This window comes from Nonomuraea pusilla (assembly GCF_900109355.1).
Taxonomy (GTDB): Bacteria; Actinomycetota; Actinomycetes; order Streptosporangiales; family Streptosporangiaceae; genus Nonomuraea; species Nonomuraea pusilla.
The window spans coordinates 72,803-94,512 of sequence record NZ_FOBF01000019.1 but is presented as its reverse complement, the minus strand read 5'-3'; the positions used below and the strand labels follow the sequence as shown (position 1 = coordinate 94,512).

The 21,710-nt window shown below is 72.6% G+C and carries 18 protein-coding genes; 5 read left to right on the top strand and 13 right to left on the bottom strand.

Features of this window, described 5'->3' with window-relative positions; all coding sequences use genetic code 11:
* Nucleotides 1-88 precede the first annotated feature (88 nt).
* The 4 genes from BMX74_RS31805 to BMX74_RS31790 form a co-directional block, all read right to left on the bottom strand.
* Complete coding sequence (locus tag BMX74_RS31805) at nucleotides 89-1,537, bottom strand: MDR family MFS transporter (protein ID WP_218154112.1); 1,449 nt, start codon at nucleotides 1,535-1,537, stop codon at nucleotides 89-91.
* 77 nt (nucleotides 1,538-1,614) lie between these two features.
* Complete coding sequence (locus tag BMX74_RS31800) at nucleotides 1,615-2,265, bottom strand: LUD domain-containing protein (protein ID WP_091104290.1); 651 nt, start codon at nucleotides 2,263-2,265, stop codon at nucleotides 1,615-1,617.
* An 86-nt stretch (nucleotides 2,266-2,351) separates the two neighbouring features.
* Nucleotides 2,352-2,705: a DoxX family protein gene (locus BMX74_RS31795; protein ID WP_055510129.1), complete on the bottom strand. Its 354-nt coding sequence runs from the start codon at nucleotides 2,703-2,705 to the stop codon at nucleotides 2,352-2,354.
* Nucleotides 2,706-2,898: 193 nt separating this feature from the next.
* Nucleotides 2,899-3,351 (bottom strand): MarR family winged helix-turn-helix transcriptional regulator, encoded by a 453-nt coding sequence (locus tag BMX74_RS31790; protein ID WP_055510127.1) that lies wholly within the window; start codon nucleotides 3,349-3,351, stop codon nucleotides 2,899-2,901.
* Nucleotides 3,352-3,526: 175 nt separating this feature from the next.
* Here BMX74_RS31790 and BMX74_RS31785 point away from each other — a divergent pair, with 175 nt between their 5' ends.
* The 4 genes from BMX74_RS31785 (at nucleotide 3,527) to BMX74_RS31770 (ending at nucleotide 9,851) form a co-directional block, all read left to right on the top strand.
* Nucleotides 3,527-4,855, top strand: a complete 1,329-nt coding sequence (locus BMX74_RS31785) for an SWIM zinc finger family protein (protein ID WP_055510125.1) — start codon at nucleotides 3,527-3,529, stop codon at nucleotides 4,853-4,855.
* Nucleotides 4,852-8,055, top strand: a complete 3,204-nt coding sequence (locus tag BMX74_RS31780) for a DUF7824 domain-containing protein (RefSeq protein ID WP_091104288.1) — start codon at nucleotides 4,852-4,854, stop codon at nucleotides 8,053-8,055. The genes BMX74_RS31785 and BMX74_RS31780 overlap by 4 nt, the downstream gene beginning before the upstream one ends.
* Nucleotides 8,056-8,259: 204 nt before the next feature.
* Entirely contained in the window at nucleotides 8,260-9,063 is an 804-nt protein-coding gene (locus tag BMX74_RS31775; protein WP_256257378.1) for an alpha/beta fold hydrolase, read from the top strand.
* The gene (locus tag BMX74_RS31770) at nucleotides 9,060-9,851 is read left to right on the top strand and encodes a MerR family transcriptional regulator (RefSeq protein WP_091104285.1); all 792 of its coding nucleotides are present in this window, start codon (nucleotides 9,060-9,062) and stop codon (nucleotides 9,849-9,851) included. Before BMX74_RS31775 ends, BMX74_RS31770 begins: the two co-directional genes overlap by 4 nt.
* Before the next feature lie 83 nt (nucleotides 9,852-9,934).
* On the opposite strand, the gene BMX74_RS31765 is transcribed toward BMX74_RS31770, so the two are convergent.
* Genes BMX74_RS31765 through BMX74_RS31740 form a run of 6 tightly spaced genes read right to left on the bottom strand, consistent with a single transcriptional unit; the run spans nucleotide 9,935 to nucleotide 16,399 of the window.
* Nucleotides 9,935-11,296, bottom strand: a complete 1,362-nt coding sequence (locus BMX74_RS31765) for a carboxylesterase/lipase family protein (protein WP_177227594.1) — start codon at nucleotides 11,294-11,296, stop codon at nucleotides 9,935-9,937.
* Nucleotides 11,293-12,615, bottom strand: coding sequence for a M28 family metallopeptidase (locus BMX74_RS31760; RefSeq protein ID WP_236715174.1), 1,323 nt, complete (start codon nucleotides 12,613-12,615; stop codon nucleotides 11,293-11,295). Before BMX74_RS31760 ends, BMX74_RS31765 begins: the two co-directional genes overlap by 4 nt.
* On the bottom strand, nucleotides 12,612-13,421 hold the full coding sequence (locus BMX74_RS31755) for a carbohydrate ABC transporter permease (RefSeq protein ID WP_055510114.1): 810 nt from the start codon (nucleotides 13,419-13,421) through the stop codon (nucleotides 12,612-12,614). The genes BMX74_RS31760 and BMX74_RS31755 overlap by 4 nt, the downstream gene beginning before the upstream one ends.
* Nucleotides 13,418-14,281, bottom strand: coding sequence for a carbohydrate ABC transporter permease (locus tag BMX74_RS31750; protein WP_143078827.1), 864 nt, complete (start codon nucleotides 14,279-14,281; stop codon nucleotides 13,418-13,420). The genes BMX74_RS31755 and BMX74_RS31750 overlap by 4 nt, the downstream gene beginning before the upstream one ends.
* Nucleotides 14,278-15,531: an ABC transporter substrate-binding protein gene (locus BMX74_RS31745; protein WP_055510110.1), complete on the bottom strand. Its 1,254-nt coding sequence runs from the start codon at nucleotides 15,529-15,531 to the stop codon at nucleotides 14,278-14,280. The genes BMX74_RS31750 and BMX74_RS31745 overlap by 4 nt, the downstream gene beginning before the upstream one ends.
* A 10-nt stretch (nucleotides 15,532-15,541) precedes the next feature.
* On the bottom strand, nucleotides 15,542-16,399 hold the full coding sequence (locus tag BMX74_RS31740) for an alpha/beta hydrolase family protein (RefSeq protein ID WP_091104364.1): 858 nt from the start codon (nucleotides 16,397-16,399) through the stop codon (nucleotides 15,542-15,544).
* 66 nt (nucleotides 16,400-16,465) lie between these two features.
* Here BMX74_RS31740 and BMX74_RS31735 point away from each other — a divergent pair, with 66 nt between their 5' ends.
* On the top strand, nucleotides 16,466-17,152 hold the full coding sequence (locus BMX74_RS31735) for a TetR/AcrR family transcriptional regulator (protein WP_091104280.1): 687 nt from the start codon (nucleotides 16,466-16,468) through the stop codon (nucleotides 17,150-17,152).
* On the opposite strand, the gene BMX74_RS31730 is transcribed toward BMX74_RS31735, so the two are convergent.
* The 3 genes from BMX74_RS31730 to BMX74_RS31720 all read right to left on the bottom strand — a co-directional run bounded on the left by BMX74_RS31730 (nucleotide 17,122) and on the right by BMX74_RS31720 (nucleotide 21,696).
* Nucleotides 17,122-18,999 (bottom strand): hypothetical protein, encoded by a 1,878-nt coding sequence (locus BMX74_RS31730; RefSeq protein ID WP_218154111.1) that lies wholly within the window; start codon nucleotides 18,997-18,999, stop codon nucleotides 17,122-17,124. The two genes, BMX74_RS31735 and BMX74_RS31730, sit on opposite strands and share 31 nt — an antisense overlap.
* A gap of 20 nt (nucleotides 19,000-19,019) precedes the next feature.
* Nucleotides 19,020-20,603 carry a zinc-binding metallopeptidase family protein gene (locus tag BMX74_RS31725; protein WP_091104279.1) on the bottom strand — a complete coding sequence of 528 codons (1,584 nt, stop codon included), beginning with the start codon at nucleotides 20,601-20,603 and terminating at the stop codon, nucleotides 19,020-19,022.
* Between the two features lie 70 nt (nucleotides 20,604-20,673).
* Entirely contained in the window at nucleotides 20,674-21,696 is a 1,023-nt protein-coding gene (locus BMX74_RS31720; protein ID WP_091104277.1) for a LacI family DNA-binding transcriptional regulator, read from the bottom strand.
* Nucleotides 21,697-21,710: the final 14 nt, after the last annotated feature.

Sequence of the window (21,710 nt, the reverse complement as noted above, 5' to 3'; positions counted from 1 at the left end):
ACGCCGAGATCCGCGCAGGCGCATTGTCATCGGTGGTGAGTTCGCGCGTAGGCAGCCGTGGCCGGCACGCAGATCGTGCGGGCAACGGCTACCTGTTCGTCGCTGTCGCAGCCTGGCGCATGGTGGTGGCGGCGTCGCTGTCGCGCACGCGCAGGGAGACGAGGAAGCCGACCAGCGCGAGCGCGGTGGTGACGAGGAAGATGTCGTGGTGGGCGGCGAAGAGCGCTTCCTGCCTGGCGGCGAGATCGGCGGCGCGGTCGCCGAGGCCCGCGAGCCTGGTGTCGCTTCGCGCGGTGAGCAGGGTGGCGGCCACGGCGACGCCGGCGGCGCCGGCGACCTGGCGGGTGGTGGAGAACACGGACGAGGCCCGTGCGATGGCCGCAGGGGTGATCGTGGCGAAGGTCGCCGCCTGCAGTGAGATGACCGTGAGCGCCATTCCCGCGCCCATGGCGAACAGCGACAGCCTGACTGCCCACAGGGTCGTGCCGGGGCCGACCATGATCAGCATCGCCTGGGCGGCGGCGATGACGGCGAATCCGGTCGCGAGTACGCGGCGGGGGCCGATTCTCGGGTACAGGCGGCCGGCCAGCGGGAGGAAGGCCATCATGCCCAGCGCCTGGAACATGGTGACCAGGCCGGAGCCGGTCGCGTCGACGCCCATCTGGTACTGCAGCAGCAGCGGCACCAGGAACAGCGCGCCCATCAGCGCTCCTGACGACGGAAGCATCAGCAGATTGCCGGTCCGGAACAGCCGGTCCTTCAGCAGTCGCAGATCGATCATCGGCTCGCCGCGGGCCAGTTCGATGGTGGTGAACACCGCCGCCAGCGCGAGCCCGGCGCCCAGCGGCACGAGCACCGGGGCGGTTCCCCATCCCTCTCGGGCGCCGCCGTCGAGGCCGAGCAGCAGCAGCGCGAGCGCGCCGCCGCCGGACAGGAACCCGGCGACGTCGAAGCGGCCGGGACGGTCCGCGCGCTCTTCGCGCAGGGCCACCAGCGCGAAGAGCAGGCCGAGCACGCCGATCGGCACTTTGAGGAAGAAGATCCACCGCCAGCTGATGGTGTCGACCATCCATCCGCCGAGCACCGGGCCGAAGGCCGGGGCGACGGTGGTCGGTATGGACAGCACCGCCGATGCCTTCGCCCGCTCGGCAGGCGGAAAGGCGCGGAAGAGCATCGTGGTGCCGACCGGGGTCAGCAGTCCGCCGCCGACGCCTTGGACGACCCTGGCCACGATCAGCTCGCCGAGCGAACCGGCGATCCCGCCCCAGGCCGAGGCGGCGGTGAAGACCGCGAGCGCGAACAGGAAGGTGCGCTTGGTGCCGAACCGGTCGGCGACCCACCCGGAGGCGGGGATGAACACCGCCATGCTGACCAGATAGCCGGTGACCAGCCACTGCAGTGTCTCGGTGCCGACGCCGAAGTGCCGGCCGAGTGCGGGCAACGCGGTGTTCAGTACCGTCATGTCGAGGATCTCCATGAACAGCCCGAACACGAACGCGGTGGCGACCAGCCACTTGTAGGGCACTCGTCCTACCACGGTGTGGCTCCTGCCCGTCCGCCGATGGAGTTCCTGATCTGGAACGTCATGAAGTCCTCGCTCGAGAGCGTGAGCGGTCAGAAGCCGATGGGCTCGCGGACGAGGATCACGGTGCCTCGGTCGGGGAACATCTCGGTGTTGATGATGAGGATCTTGGAGAGCAGAGCCGGCGTGCCGTAGGCCTGGCGAGCGCGGACGTCCTCACGCGGGTAGGCGTAGGCCTCGATGCGGCGCAGCGCCGTGTCGAGGTCGGGGACGATCTTCTGGGAACCGACGACCCAGAAGGCCCGGCCCGCGCCGAAGCTGTAGGCGCCGAGCTGGCTGCCGCTGCCTGAGGCGGTCAGCAGCCTCCCGTCCTCGGTCACCGCGTGCACGCTCCCGACGACGATGTCGGGGGCGGAGCCGAGGCCGCGCATCTCGTCGAATCGCCCTTCCTCGCGCAGCCGCATGAGCTTGGGGCGCACGGCGTCGAACCGGCCGGACGCGTTGATGTCGTCGTCCAGGCCGGATGTGCGGAGCGTTTCGCTGGAGACGGTGAGGACGCTCCGGTCACCGGGCAGCAGCCGGTTGACCACGGCACGCGCGTCCGCCGCCGTGTCGACGATCTCGACGGCGAAGCCCTTCTCCCGCAGCGCGGCCGCGGCGCGCTGAAGCCGGTCCTCGGTGGCGGGCTGTTCGAAACGGGTGTCGATGGGGAGACCGGCCTCGGTCGTGGCGTGCGTGGTCATCTCGGTTTCTCTTTCGTGTTCCGGGGTGAGGTGGGTCGGTACGGCTGGGTTCGGTCGCGGAGGCGTCGGGAGGTGACGGCTGCGTCTCAGAGGCCGGCCAGCCCGAGAGCGAGCGTGGTCGCGCTGAGAATCAGCAGAACCAGCGACGGCAGGGTCTGCTTGGCGGTGTCGCGGGCCCTGAGGTGGGAGGCGACGGCGCCGGCCATGAGGAGCGCCAGTCCGGTGGCGGCCGCGACCCCCAGGGCTTCGATCCAGAGGCCGGCGATCAGCCCCACGGCTCCGAGGATCTCCAGCGCGCCGATGACGCGCATGAACCCGGCTGACACTCCGAGCCTGCCGAGCTCGGCTGCCATGGAGTCCTTACCGGAGAGCTTGGGGTAGCCGGCTCCGGCGAAGGCGAGAGCCAGCAGCACGGACAGGGCGGCGGTGGCGATGAACATGGATGTCGGTTCCTCGTGTAGAAGATTCAATACTTCACTGGCTGAACTATGTTCTACCAGAAGTTATTGCGACCGACACCAGGGGGGTCCACCTGCGATGCGGGGAGATGGGCAGCGTCACGCGACCGCCGGCGCAGAGCGCCGACGGTCCATGGGCAGCCGTGACGTGGAGCGGGAGGCAGTCGCCTGGAGGTCAGCGCGGGGAGCGGGGCCCGCCGGTGGACTGGGCCAGGCGGAGCAGCGACAGCAGCGCGGTGCGCTGGTCGGGGTTCAGCACCGAGATGATCGGCGCCCTCTCGAACAGGTAGGCCAGGAGGCGGCCTCGAAGGTCCTGCCCCGACGCCGTGAGAACGAGCCGCTTGGCCCTACGGTCATCCGGGTCCGGTTCCCGGCGCAGGAAACCGCACTGCTCGAGAGCATCGGCGATGCCGGTGACATGGGAGGGTTCGCAGTGCAGCTGGCCGGCTATCTGGCCCATGCGCAGAGGTTGCCCGAGCTGAAGCATCGTGTGAGCCTGCGGCACGGTGAGGCCGACCGCGGCGGCGGTCTCCTCGAAGTGCGCCCGCAGAGCCGCATCCGCGGCGAACAGACGCTCCACGATCTCCTGACCCTCGGGGTCCGGCCAATCGATGGATGGTTCCGCCACGACTCCCCCGCCGCCCAGGCTGTTTCAGCTATTGAACTATCTCATGCCTTACGTGACCTCCGAGCGCAAGGGGTAGGGCGACGGTCCCTTCGTGCGGGCGGGGTGTCCGCAGATCCTTCATCCCCTCTGCATCCGCCGCGCCGGTTTGTCGGTGGGACGATCTACTGTCCCGGCCATGACTTCAGCGACGCAGGCGTACACGTACGCCGCGCCCTCCTCCCTTGTCGACGGTCGTCTCGGGTTGGCGACCTCAGGCGGGCGGGCCCTGTCCGGCCCCGCCGTGGCCCCCCGGTTCTTCAGCGGCGTGGTGACCCAGGCGGCCCCCGCCGCGGCGGCCCTGCTCGGCGTCGCCGACGTGGCGCTGGCCCGCTACCACCAGCCTCAGTCGCGGCCCGGCTGGGTGCGCGACCCGGTGGTGACGTGCAACGGAGACCGGTTGCGGTTCGAGTCGTTCTCGGCCTGTGGCGGGGTGTACGCCAGGCTTGACCTGATGAGCGGCGCGCTCGACGGCGAGGTGTTCGACCGGGGCACCACCAACGTCGACGTGAACCCGCCGCTGCGGGAGGCGCTGGCGCGCATCGGCGCGCGTGACCCGCTGCACCTGGGGGTGGGTCTCGACGAGCTGGTCGTGACCACGACCGACGGCGCGGTGGTGGAGAAGAAGGTGCCCCTGCCCGAGCGCTGGCTGCGCGGGTTCGCCGAGGTGCAGGTCATCGCCTCGGGCATGGATCTGCGCGGTGAGCTGTCCGGCATGGCGGCGGTGCGGTTCCTGCGCGCGCTGCCCAGGAAGGGCACGGTGTGGGTGGCGCAGGCCGGGCGTGAGCTGAGGGTCTTCGACCGTCGGGTTCCGGGCTCGGTCCAGCTCGCCGGCCCCAACCGGCTCGGCACCCTCCTGCCGCTGCTTCGCTTCGCGAAGTCCCTCCGGCTGTACGGTCCCGCCGACGCCGCCTCCAGCGCCTGGGAGCTGGAGCTGCCGGGCATGCGCTACACGCTCACCCTCTCGCCGGAGCGCTGGCGCGGCTTCTCCGGGGAGGGCGCGGTGCTCGACGACCTGGCCACCGACGAGGCCGAGAACGACGCCGACGTGGTGGGCATGCTGCTCAACTTCGAGCCCGAGATCGAGATCGGCCTGCTGGCCGACCGCGCGGGCATCCCCGCCGACCGGGTGCGGGCCGCGCTGACGCAGCTCGGCGTCGCCGGCCGGGTCGGCTACGACCTGTCGGAGGCCGCCCACTTCCACCGTGAGCTGCCCTATGACAAGGACAGCGTGCTCCTGCTCAACCCGCGGCTGGCCAAGGCGCGCCGGCTCGCCGACGCGGGCGCCGTGCAGCTCGAAGGCGAGTCGGCCACCGTCCACACCTCGGGCGGCGCGCGCCGGGTCTCGCTGGCCGACGGCTCCTGCACCTGCGAGTGGTGGTGGGACCATCGCGGGTCCCGTGGGCCGTGCAAACACGTGCTGGCCGCCCGGATCGTCGCCCGCGCCGCCGTGGAGGTCTCCCGATGACCCTCTGGACGGAGATCCGCGACCTGATCACCGGCAACCGGGTCACCCACCTGGCCGACCGGCTGGTCACACTCACCGAGGAGGAACGCGCCGAGCTGGGCGTGCGGCTGCCCGGCCTCGTCAAGGAACTGCGCCGCGCCCGCACCGAGCAGGTGCGCGCGCGGCATCCCGACGGCTTCGCGGAGATCGCCTCCTGGGAGGTCGGCGACCTGCTCGACACCATGGCCGGCGCGCTGCTGCTGGCCGGCGTCGGCGTCATCACGGGCCCGGCGGCCGCCGTGGCGTGGATGACCGGCCGCGACGTCAACCGCCGCTGGGCCGAAGACCCCGACGTCGCCCAGGTGTGCCGGGTGGCGGCCGCCCGCCCCCTCGAGTGGCGTCGCGACGTCGCGGTCCGGCTGGCCCTGCGGGTGCGCCGTCCAGGCGACCGCATCGCGCCGCTCGCCGTGGCGCTGCTGCGCGAGTCCGGCGCCGTGCCGCCCGACCACGACCCGCTGGTGGCCGCTTGGCTGGCCGCGCCGAACGTGGCCGGCGACCCGCTGACCCCCGTGCTGCTGCCTCGTGTCTTCACCGCCGAGGGCGCGGGCCGCGCCCTCCGTGACGAGCGGCTGGAGCCCCAGCCGACCCGCTGGCTGGCCGCGGCCGCCCGCGAGCTGCCCAGGGAACAGGTGCTCGACGGTTGCGTGAGCCGTTTCCTGCGCGGCGGCGAGGCACAAGACCTGCGCTTCTTCGTCCGGCTGCACACGCTCCTCGACCCCACGCCCGCGGAGTCCGCTCCCCGTCTGCGCGACTACCTGCGGTTGTTGCCGTCGGCTCCGGGCACGGTCGCCGAGCTGGCCGCGCGGCAGGTGCGCGGGGCGATGCCGCTCGACCACGCCGACCTGGTCGAGGCGGTCGACGCGCTGACGTTCCGGGCCGAGGCCAAGCTCGCCGCCACGGGCCTGCGCTGGCTCGACCAGGCGATCCGCGCCACGCCGGAGACGGCCGCCGACTTCGTGACGGCGCTGACCACGGCGTACGCGCACACGTCCTTCGACGTGCGCGTCCGCGCGGTCGAGCTGACCCTGAAACACGCCCACCTGTTCGCCGACCACGCCGAGACGATCCGCCAAGGCGTCCTTCACCTGCCCGCCGGCCTGGGCGCGAGGCTGACGGAGCGGTTCGGCGGGGAGACCCCGGTCGAGGAGCCGCCGGAGCGGAAGGAGTTCCCGCCGCTGCCCGGCCTTCCTGAGGCGCGGCGGTTCCCCGAGCCGTCCATCTTCCCCGACCACCGCGAGCGCTGGATCGGCCAGGAGCGCTGGCTGGCGGCCTTCGTCACCGGGATCGCCGACGACCGGGCGAGACTGCGCCGCACGCTCAAGCCCCACGTCGAGCGGGACCGCGACCACTGGCGGGCGAGGGAGGTGCGCCGCGACCCCGACGACTGGCAGCGGGCGCTGTCCGCCGAGCTCGTCACCCCCGGCAGCGTTCCGGAGCTGCCGCCGATCGAGCCGGAGAAGTTCTGGGACGACGCGAGCCACTCCGTGGGAGTGCGCGCCCTCACCCGTGGCGAGGAGCCCGAAGCGGAGCCGTCGCCCCACCGGATCACGGTGGGCGGCCTCTTCCGGCCTGGCCGCTATCTCGACGACGACGCTCCGCTGCGTGCCTTCTTCATCACCTGGACCAGCGACGACGGCCCGGACGCGGCGGTGGCCCGCGAGGGCGACCGGCAGATCCCCTTCTCCAACGGCCGGATCCACCTGAACGGCTCCCCCACCGATGCCGAGCAGCCGTGGCATGACGACACCGCCGACGAGGAGATCCGCGACGACGGACCGCCGCGTCACCGCCGTCCGCCGCGGCCGAGGCCCGGCGTCCTGTACGACGACTCCGTGGAGGCCATGCCGCGTTTCGTCCTCGACCGCGCCTACGAGCGCATGGCCGAGCTGGGCGTCGACCCCGCCAGGATCGCCGCGATGCGGGCGGGGGAGCAGGTGCCCCCGCCGAGCCCGGACGAGCCGCTCGTGCAGGTGACCGTCGTCTTCGTCCCGCCCCGGCTGCGTTCCTTCATGCCCAGGGAGCTGCCGGAGCACGACGAGTGGCGGCGGCGCAACCGGCTGCCCCACCCGAACCGCGTCTCCCCGCCCCACGACTTCCTGCTGCACCGTTACGCGGAACTCGCCGAGGCCCTCCGCGACGGCACCCTGCCGCCGGTGCTGCTGGCCACGCCGACGTGGATGAGCGGCCACCTCGACCCCGACGTGCTGATCGACCGGCTGGAGACCTGCGCCGCCGCCGGCGTGGAGCCGCTCCCCGCCGACCTGGCGCAGGCGCTGCTGCGGTTGCCCCGGGGGTGCCACCGGGACGCCGCCGACCGGGCCGCCAAGGTCGACTCGGACGCGGCGCGCTCGGCCGCCCGCTGGCTCGCCGGTGACGGCATGGCCGACCCCGAGTGCGGCCACGTGTGGCGGCACATGGTCGGCGCGTCCATGGTGGAGTTCGGCGACGGCGAACCTGAGCACTTCACCGAGGTCAGGCTGCAGCCCGTGCTGCGGGTGACGGCCCCGACCGGCCATCGGCTGATCGACGAGGTGCTGCTGCGCGAGCCGTTCGACTGGAAGGTTGACGGGTCCGGCGGCACGCTCGGGGCGTGGCCCGCCATGCTGCCCTCGCACCGCGAGGTCGTGGCCGTCAACTTCCTGCCCTTCCTGCTGCACGGCTACTGGGGCGCCGGGGTGACTCCGGCGGAGATCGCCGGCCTGGAGATCGCCCAGGGCCCTGTGGGCGAGTCCACGGCGGTGATCCTCGCCTTCCTCCTGGCCGGCAGCGTGCCCGGCGTGATCCCGCTGGTCCTGAGCATGGCCGCCAGGGGCGAGCTGCCCGCCGAGGCGATCGGCCGCCAGCTCGCGCTGGTGCTGCGCCGCACCTGGCAGGAGACGCGCCCCGCCATCACGGCACTGAGGGAGCTGGCCGACGCCGGCGGCCACCACGAGGTGTGGCGCATCCTGCGCACCCTGCTGCCCGGGATGCTGCCGGGTGAGGGGCGGCGGGTCACCGTGACCCACGCCGAACTCGTCGCCTTCGCCGCCGACGTGGCACGCTGGACCGGCGCGCGCGGCGAGCTCCCGGTCATCGGGGAGTTCGCGCGGAGTCGCCGGACGGGCCGCTTCGCCCACGAGTGCAGGCGCCTCCACGCCCAGCTCACCGGAGCCGCGTCATGACCTCTTCACGACGTCCGTACCGGGACAAGGAGAGCCCGCTGCCGGCCGTCGTCCTCACCCCTGGGGAGTGGTCTCGTTGAGGAGCTGACGGTCGAACCGAGCGTTCGGCCCCGTGATCGCCAGGCGATGTGCGGGGTCGGCGTCTCACCGGGAGGTCGTGGTGGGGATTGACCTTGACCTCGGGTCAGGGTGCACGCTGAACGGGTGACCGACCCCCATTCCCCCTGGACCGGCATGGTACCGGTCGACGACACCGCGCTGGCTGTCACCGACACCGGCGGGCCCGGCCCTTCCGTGCTCTACCTCAACGGCCAGTTCGCCAGTCAGCGGTACTGGCGGCGCGTCATCGCCGAACTCGGCAGCGGCTACCGGCACATCACCTACGACATGCGGGCCCGCGGCCGATCCCGGCGTTCGGCCGCCGCCGCGTCGTTCGAGGCGCACGTCGGTGACGTCGGCGCCGTCCTCGCGGCCAGGGGCGTGGAGCGGCCGATTCTGGTCGGCTGGTCCTACGGCGCGCCGGTGGCGCTGCACTGGGCCGGCCGCAATCCGGGGCGCGTCGCGGGGGTGGTGTCCGTGGACGGCGCGTACCCGTACGACTTCGGCTACGCCGAGGAGCGGATCCGGCGGCTGTGGCACCGGTCGCGCCCGCTGCTGCCCGTGCTGTCCACGATGGGCATGGCCGCGAAGATGTCCGCCGAGCAGCACGCCCGCAGCAACATCGAGCTCAACGAGGTCTACGCCGCGCTCGACCCGGTCTTCGACAGCGTGACCTGCCAGGTCCGGTACGTGGTCGCCACCGGCGCCAACCTCGGAGGCGGCCGTGACGAGATGGAGAGCATGCGCGCCGCCCTCACCCCGGTGCTCGCGCGCCACCCGAACGTCAGGATGAGCGCGAAGGTCGCCGGCAGCCACGGCCGCATCCTGAGCAAGGACTTCCGCGCCGTCGCCGACGCCGTCCGCGAACTCGCCGGCGCCCCACGATCACCAGGCCGGCGGAGCACATGACGATCGGCGTCACCATCGGCCAGGCGGCGGCCTTCGCCGGTGTCACGGTGAAAGCCATCCGGCACTACCACAAGCACGGCCTGATCGACGAACCCCGCCGCGACAGCTCCGGCTACCGCCGCTACGGATCGGCCGACCTGCTGCGGCTGGTCCAGATCCGGACGCTGGCCGCCGCCGGCGTGCCGCTGGCCGAGGTCCGGGCGATCCTCGACGCCGATCCTGACCGGTTCGCCGCCACGCTCGCCGACGTCGAACAGCGCCTCGACGAACGCATCGACGATCTGATGGCGCGGCGTGACATGCTGCGCCGGCTCGCCACCGGCGACCGGGCCCTGCTGCCCGACCGCGTTCTCGCGAAACTGGACCAGGTGGCCGCCGACCTGGGCTTCACCCCGGAGGACGTGACGATGGCCCGGGAGGGCCTGGTGCTGGTCAGGGCCTTGGTGCCGGAGGGCTTCGACGACTACGTCTCCCGGGTCGAGCGCAGCCTCGACGATCCCCGGTACGTCTCCTTGGTCAAGCGCATGTGGCGTGCCGCCGAGTGGGAGCCGGACGACCCACGCGTCGACGAACTCGCCACGGCCATGGCCGACTACTTCCTCGCCCGTCCCGCACTGCTGCCCGTCCCGGCCGCGCTCCGGACCCGCACCGACGCCGCGACCAGGTACGGCCTGCTCGCCGACCACGGACAAGAGCAGAAGCCGGCCTGGACCCGGCTGAGGGCGTTGTTCGAGGCGCGCATGCGCGCCGCCGGCACCGACGTCGCGCAGCGGACCCCAGCCGACTGAGCTCGGCGGCGACGCCCGGAGCGTGCAGCGCTGAGGGCGCCACCCGCGGTCCTGCCCGGCACGGGTCCGGGCAGGACCGCGGGTCACGAGCGCCGGTCGGCGGGGTCGCCGAAGACCATGGTGTGCCCGAGCGGCCAGCCGGGATCGCCGGTGCGGGCGAAGCGCACCCAGGCGGCGTGCATCGCGTCGGCGAGCGCCTGCGGCGCGCCCGGCCCCGCGGTGCGTTCGACGCCGGGCGCGTCGAGCACGTCGAAGACGAAGGGCAGGTCGAGGTTGTGCACGGCGCCCACGCGTCCGCCGCCGACGGGGCTCTCGACGGGCGACTCCCACCGGAACTCGTAGGCGTAGGCGGGCCTGGCCTCGCGGATCCAGCGCGTCTCGCGGGTGAACAGGTGCCGGGTGACGGCGCGTCCGACGCGCTCGGCGGGCGTGAGGCCGGGTTCGCCGATCTGGACGCCGAGGTGGTCGAGCACGGCCTGCGCGCCGGCCTCGTCGAGGTCGGCGACGAGGCGGCGGACGAACACGTCGGCCTCCTGGGAGGTGCAGCCGACCAGCAGGGGAAGGTGCGCGCTCGCGCCCCCGCGCAGGGCGGCCAGCGGGACGGCCGGGATCAGGTCGCCGTCGACGACCGGCTTGACCGGCACCGACTCGTTCAGCCCGCCGGAGTCGCCGGTCAGCGGCGGCGGCTGTTCGGCGACGAGCGCCTCGGGGGACAGCCGGGCGAAGGAGGACCTGGTCGGGTCGATCCCCAGCCGGGTGGCGAGCGCCTTGGCGTAGTCGCGCGCCTCCTGCTCGGTGGCGACCAGGCCGGCCGAGCCGCTCATCACGATCGCGCGGTGGAACAGCCCTTCAGCGCGAGGCGTCGCCAGCAGGGTGGCGACGGCGGCGCCGCCCGCCGACTGCCCGGCGACCGTCACGTTGCCGGGGTCGCCGCCGAAGGCCGCGATGTTGTCGCGTACCCACTCCAGCGCGGCCAGCCAGTCGAGGACGCCCCGGTTGAGCGGGGCGTCCTCCAGGGCCAGGAAGCCCTCGAAGCCGAGCCGGTAGTTGACGGCCACGCAGACGACGCCGTCGCGGGCGAAGCGCTGGCCCTGGTGCCAGGCCGCCCCGTTGCCGCCGATGGAGAACGCGCCGCCGTGGATCCAGACCAGGACGGGCAGCCCGGCGTCAGGGCCGGTTCGAGGGGTGCGCACGTCGAGGTTGAGGCAGTCCTCGCCGACCTCGAAGACGTCGGGCGCGTACAGGCCGATGTCCTCGCCGGCCGCCTGCGGGGCGGCGGCGCCCCGCGTGACGGCGGGCCGCACGCCGTCCCACGCGGGTGGCGGGACGGGCGCGCCGAAGCGGTGCTCGCCGAAGGGCGGGGCGGCGTACGGCACGCCGAGGAAGGCGAGCACGCCCTCCTCGGCCCTGCCCTCGACCAGCCCGGCAGTGGTTCGCACGATCATGCGCGGCGCCATCCGTCCGTCCCTTCGACGATTCTGACCGCCGCCCGGGTGAGCGGCTCAAGGCTCTCCTCGTGCACCTTGTCGACGGTGTCCGCCGAGTCGAACAGGTACATGGGAGCCGACAGGAAGTGCACGAGCGGCACCCCTTCGGGGTGGAAGAAGGCCCCGTCGGTGGGCGGCATCGGGGAGAACACGTCGGGCGGCAGCACGAACGAGCGTCTCAGGTCCTCGGCGACGACGGCCTCCGCCACCAGGCGCTCCAGCTCCGGCTTCCTGGTGGTGAACCACCAGCCGGGTTCGGGGTCGCCGGTGGGCAGCAGCTCGCCGTCCACGGCCACGCACCGCCGGGCGGCGTGCTCCAGGTGGAGTTGGAGCACGACGTCGCCCAGCAGGCCGCGGTTCTCCTCGATGAAGGCCCGGGTGCCTGCGGCGTGCGCCATGTGACCCGCGGTCAGCAGGAAGACCAGGTTGTGCGGCCGGTCCCGCTCGGGCACGCCCGCCCAGTACCGGGCGGCGGCCAGCACCAGCGCGATGCCCGAGGCGTCCTCGACGGCCGAGGCCCAGGGCGCGTCGTGGTGCGAGCCGATGATCACCCACTGGTCGGAGCGGCCGGGGAGCGTGCCGATCACGTTGTGCGAGACGGCGGGGCCCGTCTCCGACTCGACGGTGAGCGTGCCCGTGCAGGGGCCCTCGTCGACCAGGTCGAGCACCCGCCGCGAGTCGCGGCCCGACAGCCAGACGGCCGGGAGGTCGCGGTGCACGGCGTCGTAGGGCACGTAGTAGTCGCGGGTCTCCCACGGCACCCCGGTCAGCGCCCCGGCGAAGGCGGCGGCGCCGCCGTCCATGACGCCCTGGATGACGTCGAGGTGGTCGAGCTGGAACGGCAGCGTCTGGACCAGGTCGTCGAAGACGCCCTCGGGGTCGTGCACGGCCGTCGCCAGGTCCCTGAGGTAGGACTGCGGCAGCTCGGCGAAGGTGTACTCGGGCACGACGATCGCGCCGGGCACGACCTCGCGGCTGACGGGCGCGCTCACGATCGCCTTCGGCGTGGTGTACGGCAGGGCCGACGCCGCCACCCGCACGGCTCTCGACGGGTCGGCGTCCAGGCGCACCGTCAACGAGGCCGTCACCGGCCGCCAGGCGGGCAGCTCGACCGGCGCCAGCCGGACGCCGTGGAGCCCGAACTCGGTGAAGCGCTCGGCGGCCCACGCGGCGGTCCAGTCGTCGGCCGGGTAGCCGGGACGCCTGATGCCCCGCGAGGTGACCGTCTCGATCCACTCCATCATCCGCGCGGCGCCGGGGATCAGGTCCGGGATCATCGTTTCAGCCCTCCGAAGGTGAGCCCCGCCACGTAGTGGCGCTGCAGCGCCACCATCAGGACGAACGGCGGCACGGCGGTGACCAGGGCCGCGGTGGTGGTCAGGTGGTAGTTGAAGCCGACCTCGCTCTGGAAGTTGGCCAGCCCGACCGGCAACGGCCACAGCTCCTGCTCGTTGGCCACGATCAGCGGCCACAGCAGGTTGTCCCACTGCGCCAGGAAATGCACGAGGAACAGGGTGATGAGCGCGGGCTTGAGCAGCGGCACGGCGACGCGCGCGAAGATGCGGAACTCGCCCGCGCCGTCGATGCGCGCGGCCAGCAGCAGCTCCTGCGGGATGCCGAGGGCGAACTGCCGCACCAGGAAGACGCCGAACGCGCTGATCATGCCGGGCACCATCATCCCCTGGAAGGTGTTGACCCAGCCGAGCTCCTTCACGATGAGGAAGACGGGGATGACCAGGACCATCGGGGTGAGCGCGAGCGTGCCGACCACCAGCGCGAACAGGGCGCGGCGGCCGGGGAAGGAGAGCTGGGCCATCGCGTATCCGGCGGCGGCCGAGAAGATCACGTCCAGGACGCCGGTGCCGACGCACAGGATGAGGCTGTTGCGCAGGTAGGTGGGCAGGTTGCCCTCGCCGAACAGCTGCCCGATGTTCTCGGGCAGGTGGAAGCCGTTGAAGACCAGCCCGCGCAGGTCGGTGTCGTCGGGCGCGGAGGCGACGACGAGCATGGAGTAGACCGGCAGCAGCATGAACCCGACCGCGGCGATCAGCCAGACCGCGCGCAGGATCGTGCCCGCTCTCATTCGTCGCCTCCCTTCAGGAACCCGAACTGCAGCGCCGAGACGATCACCATGGCGGCGAGCAGCACCATGCCCATCGCGGCGGCGTAGCCCATGTGCTCGTACGGGAAGGCGTTGGCCCAGATGTAGTACGGCAGCACCTGGGTGGCGTCGGCGGGCCCGCCGCCGGTGAGCAGGAAGGCGGGCACGAACGCCTGCATCGATCCGGCCACCGAGATGACCAGGACGAACAGCAGGGTCCTGCGCAGCAGCGGGAGCGTGATCCGGGTGAACGTGGTCACCGCTCCCGAGCCGTCGATGGCGGCGGCCTCGTACACCTCGCCGGGCAGGGCCTGCAGTCCGGCGGTCAGGATGATCACGAACAGTCCCATGCTCTTCCAGACGACCATCACGACCAGGGCCCAGATGGCGAGGTCGGAGCTGGTCAGCCAGGACTGCGGGTCGATCCCGACCAGGCCGAGGAGGGTGTTGGCCAGGCCCCGGTCGGAGTAGATGATCACCCAGACCATGGACGTGGCGGCGAGCGGCATCACGGCCGGGATCATGACGAGCGCTCTGAGCCGGCGGTTGAGCCGTCCCGGCTTGCTCAGCGGCACGGCCACCAGCAGGGCCAGCACGATCGTGGGGACGACCGTGCAGACCGTGTAGACGACGGTGATCCACGCCGAGTTGAGGAAGCCGGGGTCGGCGAACATGCGCTCGTAGTTGGCGAGGCCGACCCAGCGGGGCGTCCCTGCCATCTCGTAGTCGGTGAAGCTGAGGTAGACGGCGGCCAGGAACGGGACGAGCCAGAACACGACGAAGAAGACGGCCACCGGCAGGGTCAGCGCCACCCCCGCGGCGGCCTGCGGCCGAGTTCTCACAGGACCGGTCGCACGGTGGAGTCGAAGGTGGCCGCGGCCTGGGCGGGGGTCGACTTGCCGTGGGCGACGGAGTCGACGGCGCCGGCCGCGGCCTTCGCCAGTTCGAGGGCGCCGGGGACGATCGGGCCGAAGTCGACGTGCGGGAGGCTGTCGGCGACGATCTTCATGATCTCGGACTTGCCGCGCGGCCCGGCGTCGCGCCAGCCCTTGGTCGGGATGATGATGCCGTTGTCGAGGTTGGCGGCCACCGCCGGGGCGCCCTGCAGGTAGTTGACGAGGTGCCAGGCGGTGAACTGGTTGGGCGAGTCCTTGGCCACGCCCCAGCCCCAGGTGTAGGCGGGGACGACGGGCGTGCCGCCGGCCCAGGTGGGCATGGGGGCGACGCCGTACTGCTTGCCGAAGGTGAGCTGGTCCTTGCCCAGTTTCTCCAGCGCGGGGCCGAGGAAGGCGCCGCTGACGACCATGGCGGCCTCGCCGGAGTAGAACAGGCCGAGCGCGCCCAGCGGGTTGGAGAGCTTGGGGTTGCCGATCCCCGACATGTACGTCAGGGCGTCGATGCCCTGCTCGGTGGCGAGCGACGCCTTCGCGCCGCCCGCCGTGACGAGCGTGCCGCCCTTGCCCTGGACGAGGGCGGTCAGCGTCATGAGGGCCCACTGCGGGTCGCCGTAGAGCCACTGCAGGCCGACGCGCCTGCGGTCCCGCGACGTGAGCTTGGCGCTGTACTCGGCGACCTCCTCCCAGGTCGCGGGGGGCTTGTCGGGGTCGAGTCCGGCCTCCTCGAACCGGTCCTTGCGGTAGTAGAGCATGCAGGGGTTGAAGTCGATGGGCACGCCGTAGGGCACGTCCTGGTAGGTGAGCGGGGTGGTCGTGCCCGGCTCGTAGTCCTGTAACGAGAGCGCCTTGGCGTCGACGGGCGCGAGCCGGTTCTTCTTGGCGTGCGCGGGGAAGCTCCAGTGGCCGATCTTGAAGACGTCGGGCGGGGCGCCGCCGGTGAAGGCGGTGAGCAGTTTGGCGTCGAGCTGGCCCACGGGCAGGTAGAGCAACTGCACGTCGACGTTGAACTCGGCGATGTAGCGGTGCACGAGTTCCTGGAACTGCCGGCCGGTGTCCTGCGAGCCGTGCAGCCAGACGGTGACCTTGCCCTGCGGCCTGCCGTCCGCGGCCTGCTGCCGGGGCTGGTCCTTGCCGCACCCGGCGAGCAGGGTGAGCGCGCCGGCGGCGAGTAGCCCACGCCGCGTCAGATCCGCCATGGTGGTTCTCCTAGGTGAGATTCTTGAGCGCCTGGTTCTGCCAGGCGGTGTTGGTGGGGAGCTCGGGGGCGCCGCCGGCGAACGCCCCGCGGGCCTGGGTGTCGGCCTGGAGGCGGTACCTCAGCCAGGCGGTCAGGTAGCCGAGGAAGCCCCCGCCGGTGTTCTGGATGTCGTTGTGCCCCGCGCCCTTGAGCAGCGCCATGCCCGCCCCGGCGGTGGCCTGGTCGTAGTAGCCCTGCACGGTCCCGGCGGAGGAGATCAGCCAGTCGTTCGCGCCGCTGAGGAAGAGCACCGGGCAGGTCAGGTCGGGGACGGAGAACTCGTCTCCTGGGCTGGCCATCCACTGCGCGGGCACGGCGATCGGCACGACGGTCTTGATCAGCCCGGCGGAGTGGTTGGCCGCGTTGATGGATCCGCCCGCGCCCTGGGAGTGGCCGACGGCGGCGACCTGGGCGGTGTCCAGCTTGCCGTGGAAGACGCTGGCGGGGTCGGCGCCGAGGCCGATGAGGTGCTGGGCGGCGGCGAGGATCTCGGCGCCGGTGCCCGTGGTCGTGTCGGTGGAGGCGACCACCGCGAAGCCCCATGAGGCGAGGTGGTTGAGCAGTCCCGGATAGTTGTCGGGGGTGGCCCACGAGCCGTTGCCCCAGGTGACGATCGGGTGGGTGACGCCGCCCGCGCCCAGGGTCGACGGGTAGTAGAGCCGGTGGCCGCCCGAGGTGCCGGTGGCGACCGGCCACGGACCCGCCGCCTTGTAGATCGTCTCGATGGTGGAGGCGGCGCCGGCCTCGGTGGTCCACGACAGCAATCCGGCCGACACGAGGCCGAGTGCCCCTGCCCGCAACGCCTGCCGACGGGTGAAGTTCTCCATGGTCACCTCGCGGATTATTTGGAGACGTGAACGTCTCCAAAGAGAGGGAAGTACGATCGGTGAGCGATGTCAAGACATGAACAGAAGGAAGTTCCGGCGGCCCGGCCGCTCCCCAGGGGGCGGCACGGGCTCTCCCCCGACACGGTGCGCGCCTCCCAGCGGGACCGCCTCGTGGAGGCCATGCTGAGGCTCGTCGCGAGGCGCGGATACGCCGCCACGACCGTGCCGGACGTGATCGCCGCCGCGCGGGTCTCGCGCAACGCCTTCTACGCCCAGTTCGCCGACAAGGAGGCGTGCTTCCTCGCCGGATGCGAGCGCGACCTGCCCGAGATGATCGACTCGATCCGCGCGGCCGCGTCGGGGGCGGGCGACCGCTGGAGGGAGGCGCTCCGGCTCGGGATGGCCGCCTACCTGCGGTGGTGGCAGGAGCGCCCCGAGTACGCGCAGGCGTACTTCGTGGAGTTGCCGAGGGTGGGCGAGCGGGCCGTCGAGCAGCGCGACGCCGCCTACCGGCCCTTCCTCGACATGCTGGGGGCCCTGGCCGCGCGGGCCAGGCTGGAGGACCCCTCGCTGCCGCCGCTGCGTGCCGCGGTGCCCCGCCTGATCGTCTACGGCGCCACCGAGTTCATCGCCTCGGAGGTGCGTGAGGGCCGCGTCGCCACGCTGACGTCGTGGGCCGGCGACCTCTGCCACTACACGGTCACCCTGCTCGCCGGGCCCGATCACGGCATCGCGACCACCCCTTCCGCCTGAACCAGCCAGCCCTCGGGGAAGCACCCCTCCGCCGCCATGTGCGCGACGGCGGCCAGCAGGCCGCCGTTGCCCGGCAGGTAGAGGGGCAGCAGGCCGGGCCACTGGTGGTTGTGGCCGCTGGCCAGGTAGGTGTTCTTCGGGGCGTCCATCAGCAGCGCGTCCACGGCGGTGTCGGGCTCGCCGAGCCTGGCCGCGCACATGGCGAGCATCGGATAGTCCCAGCCCCAGGTGCTCTCCAGGTCCCAGTCGGCGAGCACGTCGTGCAGGGTGGCCCGCATGATCTCGGGGTCGATCAGCGGGGTGGGCGGCACGAACCCGAGCGCGCCGGTCATCGAGGGATGGTCGGTCCTGACCGTGTACGGCTCCACGCCGATGGCCGCGTAGACGCCGTCGCGCACCAGGGGCCGGGCCAGGCGGTCCAGGACCCTGGTCCACTCGGGGTCGGGGTCGAGGCCGAGCAGGACCCGCCACCGCTGGGCCGTCTCCAGCCCCCACCACCAGTAGGCCAGCTCGAACGTGGGATCCCGCACCGACCGCCTGGACTCGTAGTAGGACTCCTGCGCCGGGACCAGGGGCGGCCCCAGATGCCCGCCGCCCGCGAAGGAGGCCATGAACTCGGCCGTCTCGAACACCAGGTCCCGGTAGTCCTCCAGCGCCCCCGGGCGGACCCTGCGGAGCAGCTCGGCGAAGTAGATCAGGTGCGGCTGCTGCCAGACGACGAAGGCGCCGATCTCGCTGGGGCTCTCCCTGCCCTCCGGCCCCACCTGCTTGGGCCAGCGGGCGCCGCGGAAGCCCTGCCGCGCGGCCGTGGCCCTGGCCCGCGGCAGGATCGAGCGGTACCACGGCAGGCTCCGCTCCAGCAGCTCCGGCCTGCCCCACAGGGCGAAGTGGGCGGCGTGCCACCAGTGCATCTCCAGGTGGAACTTGCCGCTCCAGGAGTTGACCGCCAGCCCGGTCTCCTGCGGCGGGGTGGAGCCCGCGCAGTTGACCGCGGTGAGGTACTGCGAGAGTACGACCCGGCGTTCGAGCTCGGGCGCCCGCGGGTCGGCGCTGCCGTCGAAGCTCACCGCTCCCCCGCTCGTCCAGAACCTCTCCCAGTGGGCGGCGGCTGCCGTACGGACCTGGGAGAAGGACGGGAGGGCGGCCCCGACGGGGTGGGGTGCGAACTCGACGACGAGCTCCAGCTCCTCGTCGCCCCGGATCAGGTACACGTGCGCGCCGGGCGACGTGAGCCGTGCGGCTCCCGTCCACTCGGCCGCGACGTGGTAGCGGTCCTCGTCCAGGACGCGGGTGAAGTCGCAGCGCGAGCCGTCCCGCGTGTACGTGGTGGTGTGCCTGTTCGGCTTGTCCCAGTCGGCGGTGGTGTTCCAGCCGTCGCTGGCGTAGGGGAAGGCGATCCTGATCCCCGCGCCGCCCACGACGCGAACGGCCAGCAGGTCCCGCTCGGGGTGGCAGACCGTCTCCACCTCGTACGGCAGGCCGCCCAGCTCGAAGGAGCTGGACAGCGTGCCGGTCCACAGGTCGAGGGTCTGCGCGGACCGGCCGAGCGGGGCGGCCTCGTCGGCGTCGAGCCCGATCCGGCCGAGATGCAGGCGGTGCGGGTTCACGTGCAGCCAGCCGCCCGCCTCGGTGGCCGGATACAGGTCCGGATAACCGACGCCGTCGTAGTCGGTGAACGCGTCCTCCAGCGCGTGGCCCTCGGGGTTGGGCATCGTGTGCCAGCCCCACTGCGCGAGCGTGCCGAGCGGCGCGAAGGTCTGCAGCCCGGTGGCGTCGGCGGTGAAGGCGAACTCCCCGTTGCCGACGGTGAGCGGACACCCGGCGTCGACGACGGTGTGCCGGCGCACGAGTGCCCTCCTGTCCATGCTCACGCGCACCCCGGCGTGCCGGAGGCGCGCTGCTGGCGCATGGCGGTGACGTCGCCCGCGACGGCCGACTGGTCCATGGGGCCGAGGTCGAGCACGACGTCGGTGAAGGCGAGCGACGCCTTGCGCATCACCGGCAGGTCGATCGCCTCGACGCCGAACTGCGGCGAGAACAGCGTCCTGGGCGCGGCGATGGGCGCGATGACGGGCAGCAGGTGCTGGTTGTACGGCGTGCCCTCGCCGCCGAAGCCGCAGTGGTGCGGCACCGTGGCGAGGTCGGCCGCGGACAGGCCCTTGAGTACGGCGGTGCGCCTCACGTCCCAGTACTCGATGTGGCCCCTGACCAGTTCGCGCAGCGGCGTGCTCTCGCTGACGGGGACCATCAGCAGTTCGGTGAGGGTGGGGCTGGCGACGAGCTGCTTGCCCGGCAGGCCGTTCGGCCTGGCGACCGCGTCGTAGCGCTTGGCGCCGAGGTGTTCGAGCACGACGACGGAGGAGACCCCGCCCTGGTCGTACTCGGCGTCGAGCTGGGCGGCGAGCTGTCCCGCGCCGCCCTCGCGCGCGCCGGGGCCGGTCAGGTGCTGGTAGAGGTGGCCGGTCACGAACGCGAACTGCACGGTGCGCGGACGGCACTCCACCGGCAGCGACGACAGGTAGCGGGCCATCTCGATCATGGTGAGCGGGCCGTTGTCCCACACCGGGCTCATGCCGTCGGTGTGGCTCTCCACGACGATCTTCTGGGCGCTCCCGCCGGGGAGCGTCGCGAGCAGGGTGCGGGTCGTCGTCGGCGTCCAGGCGGCGTTCACGGTCAGCGTGGCCTGGACCGGCTGCCCGGCGGCCAGCGCGTCCTTGATCTGCTTGCCCTGGTCGGCGCCGACGTACGCGCCGGGCACGCCGTACGGCAGCCCCTCGTAGGGCGCGTACATGCCCTGGATCTGGGCGTGCGGGAGCTGGCTGACCTCGATGACGCCCACCGCGCCCGCGGCGGCGGCCGCCTTGAGGTCGGCGTCGGCCGCGGCCGGGGCCTCCATCGACTCCGAGCCGAGCATGTTGATCGTGAGGGCCGGGTCGTACATGGAGTAGCCGAGGCCGCCGAGCGGATAGAACAGCAGGTTGGGCACGCTGGTCCACGGCAGGTCCCTGACGACGATCTTCCCGGCGGCGTTGGCCGCCGTGATGTTCGTCCCCGCGGCCAGGTGGACGAGCGGCGCCGAGACGCCGCCCGCGCCGGTGGAGGAGGAGAACGGCACGGGGGCCGCGACCTGCACGGCCGTGCCGCCGACGGTCAGGCCGGTGCCGAGGCTGTCCCAGCGGTCGATGGCGTAGGGCAGGGAGGAGAGCTGGAGGCCGGGGACGGCCGCCATCTCGTCCTCCAGCCAGTCGACGTAGGCGGCGTGCGCGGTGGAGCCGGTCGGCCTGGGGCCGAACGCCTTCTGCTGCTCCGCCAGGGTGCTCAGGCGGGCCTCGGAGGCGAACGCCGCGGGGTCGACCCTGACCGGGCAGGACGGGGCGGCCGTCCGGGCGAGGGCCGGTTGCGCGGGCGCGACCAGCGGGAGGAGAAGGGCGAGGAGAGCGAGTCGTCTCACGTGGGGGGTCCTTCCATTAAATCGTTTTAATAGGTGGTCCGCGACACTCCCCCGGGCGTGCGGCCGGCCCTCAGAGGCGAGGCGGTCCCGTGGTTCCGCGGACGATCAGCGTGGGCGACACCGACGACGCCACCGATCGCGAGCGTCCCTCGATGCGTTCGACGAGCAGGCGCGCGGCGGTCGCCCCGATGACGTGCCCGTCCTGGTCGACGCTCGTGAGCGAGATGCGCTTGAGCGAGGCGATGCCGATGTTGTCGTACCCGGCGACGGAGAGGTCCTCCGGCACCGACAGGCCCGCCTCGTCGGCGGCGCGCAGCACGCCGAGCGCCGCGATGTCGGCCCCGGCGAAGATCGCGGTGGGCCGGTCGTCGCGCGCGAGCAGCTCCCTCGCGCCCTCGAAGCCGCCCTCCTCGGTGAAGGAGGTGGCCAGCACGTCGTCGGCGAGCCCGTGGGCGCGCATCGCCTGGCGGTAGCCTTCGGCGCGCACCGTGTGCGGCAGCCCCTGGGCGCGGGCCCGCTCCAGGTGGGTGATGTGCGCGATCCGGGTGTGCCCGAGCCCGACCAGGTGGTCGACCACGAGCCTCGCCCCCATCACGTCGTCGTCGACGACCGAGTCGTACGCCGCGCTGGAGGCACCGGCCCCGCCGTGCCTGCCCACCACCACGACCGGGACGGCCGCGGCGATGGCGGCGAGTTCGGCGTCCGTCATGACCGGCGAGATCAGGATGAGCCCGTCCATGCTCCGGTCGATCATGGCGTCGGTCATCCTGGCCTGCGTCCTCGGCTCGATCCCGCCGGGCCCGAGCAGCACCTGGTACTCGGTGTCGCGCAGCCGGCCGGTGACGCCCTCGATGATGTCGGGGAAGAACGGGTTGCGGGTGTCCGAGAGCATGACGCCGAGGGTGTAGGTGCGTCCGCGCAGGGCGCGGGCCGCGGCGTGCGGGCGGTAGCCCAGCTCGTCGATGGCCTGCGTCACCTTGGCCTGCATCTCCGCGCTCACGCCGTAGGCCCCGCGCACCACCTTGGACACGGCGGCCGTGGAAACCCCGGCCCGCCTGGCCACGTCGGCGATCGTCACCCGTCCGCTCGTCACACGCCATCCTTCGG